General features: G+C 49.6%; 7 protein-coding genes. 2 read left to right on the top strand and 5 right to left on the bottom strand.

Annotated features, from left to right (window positions below; translation table 11 throughout):
* Positions 1–622: 622 nt before the first annotated feature.
* The 5 genes from IE065_RS17645 to IE065_RS17625 all read right to left on the bottom strand — a co-directional run bounded on the left by IE065_RS17645 (position 623) and on the right by IE065_RS17625 (position 4,951).
* Positions 623–1,489, bottom strand: coding sequence for a hypothetical protein (locus IE065_RS17645; protein WP_189517580.1), 867 nt, complete (start codon positions 1,487–1,489; stop codon positions 623–625).
* Positions 1,490–1,738: 249 nt separating this feature from the next.
* Entirely contained in the window at positions 1,739–2,542 is an 804-nt protein-coding gene (locus IE065_RS17640; protein WP_189517577.1) for an SDR family NAD(P)-dependent oxidoreductase, read from the bottom strand.
* A 13-nt stretch (positions 2,543–2,555) separates the two neighbouring features.
* Positions 2,556–3,755 carry a mandelate racemase/muconate lactonizing enzyme family protein gene (locus IE065_RS17635; protein WP_189517574.1) on the bottom strand — a complete coding sequence of 400 codons (1,200 nt, stop codon included), beginning with the start codon at positions 3,753–3,755 and terminating at the stop codon, positions 2,556–2,558.
* Positions 3,756–4,001: 246 nt separating this feature from the next.
* Positions 4,002–4,487 (bottom strand): IS630 family transposase, encoded by a 486-nt coding sequence (locus IE065_RS17630; RefSeq protein ID WP_267908263.1) that lies wholly within the window; start codon positions 4,485–4,487, stop codon positions 4,002–4,004.
* 71 nt (positions 4,488–4,558) lie between these two features.
* The gene (locus tag IE065_RS17625; protein ID WP_189517570.1) at positions 4,559–4,951 is read right to left on the bottom strand and encodes a hypothetical protein; all 393 of its coding nucleotides are present in this window, start codon (positions 4,949–4,951) and stop codon (positions 4,559–4,561) included.
* A 453-nt stretch (positions 4,952–5,404) separates the two neighbouring features.
* Here IE065_RS17625 and IE065_RS17620 point away from each other — a divergent pair, with 453 nt between their 5' ends.
* On the top strand, positions 5,405–6,445 hold the full coding sequence (locus IE065_RS17620; RefSeq protein WP_189517568.1) for an aldose epimerase family protein: 1,041 nt from the start codon (positions 5,405–5,407) through the stop codon (positions 6,443–6,445).
* Between the two features lie 119 nt (positions 6,446–6,564).
* Positions 6,565–6,891, top strand: coding sequence for a hypothetical protein (locus IE065_RS17615; protein ID WP_189517566.1), 327 nt, complete (start codon positions 6,565–6,567; stop codon positions 6,889–6,891).
* The last annotated feature ends 58 nt before the right edge of the window (positions 6,892–6,949 follow it).

Below are 6,949 nucleotides of genomic sequence, written 5' to 3'. Positions count from 1 at the left end.
GCCTCCGGCCGAATACGCCCAGCAAGCTGTAGCCAAGACAACAACAACCCAATCGAAGCGGAAAATCCTAGCACTGCCTATGGCATGAAGATTGGGAGCGGGTCAAATAAAGCGCCAGACTAACGATTCAAGTGGACTCATTCACGTAAGCTCGACCAGCAGTAGCAGCCGCGCATGCGGCTTACTCAAGGCAACTTTTACGGTGACGGCTTAAACCCGGATTATGCAATAGGATCACATCTATTGAATTTGCCACAACCGCTTGCGCTAGAGGGGAGTTTAGGGAGGATGCTTTGAAGATTGGACTGATCATCCTGAAAGCGACATTCGCCGGATACCATCTTTGAGACGGAACACATTAAAATCTATTAGTTTTCACTGTTCACCTTGAGATTCCATGGCAATCAATAACCTCCCCGGCCTCGCCCGTAGAGCCCTCTAGCGACCTGTCCGCCGTAGCCTTGGCGAAGGAGGGAGCGGTTGTGAACAAGGCATCATGTTGAGCTCAGCGCCAAGGAGCTGGTTATCCTATTGCATAGATTGGGTTCAATACCCTCAATATAACTGCAAAAAGACACAAAAAAGCCTACGCAGAGTAAACTACGTAGGCTGAAATTTTATACTATTTAGATACTTTGGAACGGCGTTGAAAGCCAATCAAACATGCGGAGAGTAAACCTGTCAGTAGTGCAGCCGTTGAAAGCTCTGGAATTGCCGCGACATCCGCGAAGGAAGTGCCTAAACGATATTCATCCATGCGGAACGCATTAGCACCATCCTGTGGATTCTGCACATAAAAAGCTAATGAATCATAGCTGGTATCTACATCGACAGCGACACTCATCGTGGCAGTTTCAGAAATTGTTCCGTCATAGCTCGCGGCATCTACAATCCATACATTTAACACATCATCGGTTCCACTGTCATTGAAGAGCAATTGCGAGACCACAAAATAATCGGTTCCTGTAACAAGTGAGAAACTATCTAACGAGAAGGTTTCAGTTCCAAAATCGCGATTTCGGGCAAACATATTGCTACTTCCGTTCGCAACTCTTAGACCAAAATAGTTATTACCCGATGCGAATGAATTAATCACAAGTTCGCGCGTATTATTTCTTTCAAAAACGAAACTCGACCATGCTTCACTCAGAGCTGGAGTCGCCCCTCCAAAAGTCGTGGTATAGTCACGACTCAAAGTCTGACTATTAGAAGTAGTCGCATAAGTCAAAACACCGGAATCAGTGGCCTCTCCACCAATATTCAGTGAACCAGCACCTGCAATGTAATCGGTGCCACCTGACCAATTTCCAGACCATCCAGTGCCAAATCCAACGCCATTGACAGTTGCATCTTGCGTGTAGGCAGTGCCACCACCGCCAAGGTCAAAACCGTCATAGGACAGCAATTCCGCATTCGCTTGAGATGAGATTCCGAGTGAGAAACATACGACTGCGGCTAAGGCAGAAGTTCCGATATTTATTTTCTTCATAATGATTTTTTTTTTGGGGGGGGTATACTTCAGGTTAAACGTTGTTAACGCAAACCTAATAATACGTTATAGTAAATTGTTGAAATATCTATTGTCAATAAATTTATACAAAAAAACGAGTAAAAATAACTCTGCGGAGTTCAAACATCCGAATATACAATCCGGCAAGTCCCATGCACGATAGCCATTGACACAGGTTTCATCAAGTGGGACAAATTATGCTTTCGAGTATCACACTTACCCAATAATCTACTTCTGCACAGGTTGAACCCCTTTGACCGCCAAACCACCATCACAACGCAGGTCTGTGGCGGTGATATTGGCGGCCGCATCACTGGCCAGAAAAACAAATGTCGCAGCAACTTCCGCAATCGAGCCGACTTTTCCACGAGGATGCATCGCATCAAAGGCAGCACGTGTGGCCTCTTGGTCGCCGCCTTGACCTTTGATAAACTGATTCAGCATTGGCGAATCGATCGTCCCGGGACTCACCGTATTTACACGGATACCGAAAGGCGCGAGTTCCATAGCCAACCCCCGCGCCAAACCAAGCAAGCCCGCCTTGGACGCACAGTAAATACTGTGCTCGGCAATCCCATAGTAGGCCATCCCCGAACTCATAAACAAAATAGCTCCCTTCCCCTGCAACTTCATCCCAGGGGTTAATGCTTGAGTCAACAATGCGCCCACTCGCAGATTTAGATTCAATGCCATATCCAACTGAGCCATCGGCATCGAATCAATCGGATATACCGGCATGACTGCGGCATTGTGCACGAAAAGATCAATGGGTCCGCCCAACTGCCGTGCGGACTCGGCAGCAAAGTCGAGTGTCGCCGAGTCATCGAGCAAATCGAATCCTGCGGCATAGGTTTTCACCCCGTATTCGGCACAGATCGTAGCGGTGACTTCAGCCTCTTCACCATTCAGAGAGCAGACGGCGACCGAGGCTCCCTGCTCGGCAAAGGCTTTAGAGATACCTCGGCCCAGCCCCTCGCCGGCTCCGGTGATCAGTGCACGTTTGCCTATCAATGATTGATTTCTAATACTCATAATAGCTCCTATTCTAACGAATTTCCGGACGTTCCCAGTGGTCGCCCATGCTCACCCGCCCCACCGCCGAACCCGCACCGCTGGATGTGACCACTTGCTGCGCATGCGCCTCCCAGACCGCTGGCCACAACATGGCACCCAGGCCGTCGCCCGACGGAAGCGGCATCCGACCTTCCACGAGCTTTGGCTGATAACCTCCCAAAGTAGGATACGCATATTGTGTCAGCGCCCGGCTGGTTTCAATCGCCCATAAATTCGGGATCGTCGCCGCAATTTGACAGACGGCCGCATGCGCCACAGGTCCGCCCAAATTGTGCAGGATCACGGGGAGCCCATAAGTGGCCGCGAACTGAGCACAGGCTCTCGTTTCCGACAAACCGCCACACCACATCGGATCGATCATTACGATATCCACCGCACGCCTCTCAATCAGCTCTCGTAGTGCATAGCGCGTAAACACCGTTTCCGATCCCACCAGCGGAACCCGCGTGGACGCATTCACTGCTGCCAGTGAGGCCACGTCATGCGCCGGCAAGAGGTCTTCAAAAAATTCCACATCCTCCTCGGCACAAGCAGCTGCAATGCGCATGGCAGCGGGCAGCGACCAACGGGAATGTCCTTCGATCCCTATCGCCATCTTGTCACCACAGGCTTCACGGATTTGGCGCAGAGGCTGGAGCCCCGCTTCCACATGTTTCCGTGAAATCTGCTGGCCCAAGCTCGCTTCTGAAAATTTGTCGAACGGCCAGATCTTCATCATCCCATAACCGTCTTCCAGTAAACTAAGCGCTAGCGCTGCCGAGTCATTTTGACATAATTGATAATCCTGACAATCCCCCCAGCCGATGCAGGTGTTGTAACAGGGCAATGTCGTCTGCACCTCACCACCGAATAAGGTCCGCACACTGCAGCCCTGCGCTTTTGCGAGAATATCCCACAAAGCAATTTCCACCGCCGACCATGCCCGCCACTCTGCCCCCTGATAGCCATGGTAACGAATGTTATCAAAAAGAAGGCTTTGCAGCGCATTGATATTTAATGCATTCTGTCCCAAGACCAAAGGCGCAATCGACCCATGCAGTGCCCCCTCACTGCCCAGCACTTTATCGTAGGTTTCGCCGTAGCCTACGATCCCGGAGTCAGTAAGCACTCGCACGTTCAGTAATCGAGGATGCGCTTCGAGCCGAATCGTCTCAATGGATTGTATTTTCATGATAGTCTGGCCGATGGCTCAGCAAGCAATAGAGGAACCTGTGCCCCGAGGGAATCGTGATGGATATAACTGTCTAACTAAAAGGTTATATCTACTAGTAAGCGGTCGCACCCAAAAATGTCAACACCCAGAATGATGAGACCGAAACCGACCTCCGGCTAGACTCATGAAACATTGGACTGACACCTTTTAAGTTCGAGTAGTCTTTGAGATAGCGATAAATCTGGTTTCTAGCGCATTTTCACTTTATATAGTCCGATATTTGGCATGTTTAAAATATGCCGAGCAATCCTGCTTGGTTAGCTTATCGATTGCTTGGTCAAGGGCTTGTAGTAGTTGCTCAAAGGTTCTGGCTGAAGCTCGGCAGATACAGCTCTTGAGTTTGGAGAAGGCGTTTTCGATGGGGTTAAGATCAGGACTGTAGGGGGGCAAGTAGATCAATGAGGCACCGGCCTGCTCCACGATTTCCTGTTCCCTGGCTACCTTGTGGCTTGAGAGATTGTCGCAGATGACGATGTCGCCCAGCTTGAGCGTAGGCGTTAAGACGTGCTCCAAGTAGGCGATAAATCCATCCCCGTTGATGGGGCCATCGATCAGCCATGGAGCTTGCAAGCCATCGTAACGAAGCGCGCCGATGAAGGTCGAGGTGTTCCAGTGCCCATGAGGGGCTTTGCCTGGGCAGCGCTCAGAGCGCCCGGCCCAGCCGTAACGCGGCGTCATCTTGGTGTTCAGGCCGGTTTCAGGCCGGTTTCAGAAACACCAAGCGGCGCGCATCCCACTGTTGCTGGTCTTGGGCCCACTGTTCACGCGCCTTCTGGATGTCCGGGCGATCCTGTTCGGCCGTGCGCATCGTTTTTTTTATGGCTCAGCTTCATGGCCCGAAGTCGGTTCCACAGGCCAGAGGCGCTCACTTGGATGCCCAGGCGCTCATCAATACGCGCGACCAGGCGATCCAGAGTCAGGTCCGGCTCAGCCTCGATCCACTGCCTGAGCAACGGTTCATGAGCGCGCAACGTGATCGGCTTATAGCCCCCGCGCTGCTTTGCCTCCACATGCCCCAAACTTTGATACTGTCTCCAAAGCCGACAGACGCTCCGCTCGCTGATTAAGAGACGCTCGGCAACTTCACGAGCGCTGTAACCCTGACCGCGCAGCTCCACCATCCGAGTGCGTAAATCCATGTCCAAGTTTTTCATGGATTACTACACATAATACCTTTTTGGAAAAAGGTGCCGACAAAATTAGACTATTTGAAGTGAAAATGCTCTAGTCGCCCCTTTACCGCAGGCCATCTGAAGCATTTTCCCAGTTTTCCCTTCCAGAGTCATTCGTGAAATGAGATTGGATACCCGCGTTTCGATAGGTTTAGTCGCGCCTTTATAAATAGCAGTCATGATGCAGTGAGGGGGCTTTTTGTGGACATGCCGGTTCCCATGAATTATTGAATGCAAATATTTTTCAATTATCACTTTACAATGGCAAGCATAACTATAACAATTTACTTAATGTTCAGAGAAACAATACCCTATTGTCACGTGCTCGACCCTTTCTTCGCCTTTTATGTTGATGGCGGGGAGTCGTGGTTGGAGTTATTTCTACGGTTTTGTCGTGTACATGTTTGTACTGTTTTTGGTTGAATCGTCAGAGTGATGTTTAAAATAGACTTAAGATTGATTGTTTTATACCTGCAGGTCTGCCTCGCCATAGGGGCATTGCGAGCAGAGGAAGCCTATAGCCGTCAACAAGATGGATTCGAGGTCCTAGGAACACGCAATGAATTTTGGGCCATAGAGGTCGTTCCAAGTCTTGGAGGGAAAGTGATTTCTCTCCAAGACCAGATCTCTAGGCGGGAATGGCTTTGGTCTCGATTAGAGGATCGCAGTTTAAAGAAGGACCCTCGTTTCGGGTTCGGTAATTTGATGGGTGCCGATGAATTACTACCTAATTTGAAACCGGAGACTTTGCAGGGACACGCATTGCCCGATCATGGCGAAGTATGGTCGAGTTCAGTTGATTGGGATGCGGATCTGCTTGAAAGTTCTGGAGTTTTGAAGACCTATTTGGATTTAAAGGTTTTGCCACTACGCTACTCGCGTGAAATCAGCCTAGATGGCGCGATGGTGAGGATACGATTTATTGTCGAGAACTTGTCGGAAAAGAAAATTCCGTTTTTGTGGGCTTGGCATCCCATTTTTACGGTTAAGGCGGGAGACAAAATGTATTTGGATACGGTCCCGCCGGAATTTCTTGTTGTCGGGCATCCCGGTTTAGGGCAGGTTTCGATTGGTGATGTCATCACCTGGCCTGGATTGGAGGCTGGAGTCGATTTATCGCAATTATCCTTTCCGGAAATACCGAAAGCTGGAATCAAAGTCTATTCAGATTCACCAGCTGATGGCCGTATCCTACTGTCTAACACTTTCACTGGAGCAGCACTCACTGTTGAGTATGATCTAGGATTTCTTCCTTATCTTTCCCTTTGGTTGTCTCGAGGTGTTTGGGGGAATGCGCATCATTTAATTTTAGAACCCACTAACCGCGCCAGCGAATATTTGTCTGACGAAACAGAGAAGCTAAAATCAAGCGGCTGGTTGCTTCGCCGTGAACGGCGTGAATGGGAAATACGTTTGACGAATCACAGCGTCCGCACTTCGGCTGAACCAGCTAGCGGCGACAATTTTATCCATTAGAATTTACTATTATGAAATATCGACTTACTTTACTTCTGAGTTTAATCCCAACAGCTTTTCTGAGTGCCGAAGACTAAGGAGTTGCGCTGGATTCGAGTGCTACCGGAACGATTGACTGGGTGGCTGAAGTGCTCAAAGGTGGGGTGACTTCGATCGTATTGCTCGTGGTTCAAGGCGCGAACTTCATCCCGAAAGCTCTAGAAAAGAAACTTAGGAAATATACCACTGAGTCTGACTTCTCAGGAATCGAAGCAGCCTGCCGATCCAATAAAAGCGTTTTGGCCAAGCTCGGTGGCTATATCTCAACGCATACCCACATCCCTTTCGAAATTCTTTTCTTTGGGGTGACGGATATGATTGGCCGCGCCGTCAGTCGTCAGCATCTCAGAGGGCGTCCAAAAAGTCGGGGCCCGCAAAAAATGCAGTACATTGATTTACAAGTCTGAGATAGACTTGGGATGCGTGAAAGATATCCGAGTGATTTAACTGATACCGAATGGACCT

Source organism: Cerasicoccus arenae (assembly GCF_014651635.1).
Classification (GTDB): domain Bacteria; phylum Verrucomicrobiota; class Verrucomicrobiia; order Opitutales; family Cerasicoccaceae; genus Cerasicoccus; species Cerasicoccus arenae.
The sequence above is the reverse complement of the archived record's forward strand: the minus strand, read 5'-3'. Positions and strand labels throughout refer to the sequence as shown.

Bases quoted from the DNA above. Each gene is read 5' to 3' on its own strand.
- IE065_RS17645 (WP_189517580.1), bottom strand. From the start codon at position 1,489: ATGAAGAAAATAAATATCGGAACTTCTGCCTTAGCCGCAGTCGTATGT.
- IE065_RS17640 (WP_189517577.1), bottom strand. From the start codon at position 2,542: ATGAGTATTAGAAATCAATCATTGATAGGCAAACGTGCACTGATCACC.
- IE065_RS17635 (WP_189517574.1), bottom strand. From the start codon at position 3,755: ATGAAAATACAATCCATTGAGACGATTCGGCTCGAAGCGCATCCTCGA.
- IE065_RS17625 (WP_189517570.1), bottom strand. From the start codon at position 4,951: ATGAAAAACTTGGACATGGATTTACGCACTCGGATGGTGGAGCTGCGC.
- IE065_RS17620 (WP_189517568.1), top strand. From the start codon at position 5,405: ATGTTTAAAATAGACTTAAGATTGATTGTTTTATACCTGCAGGTCTGC.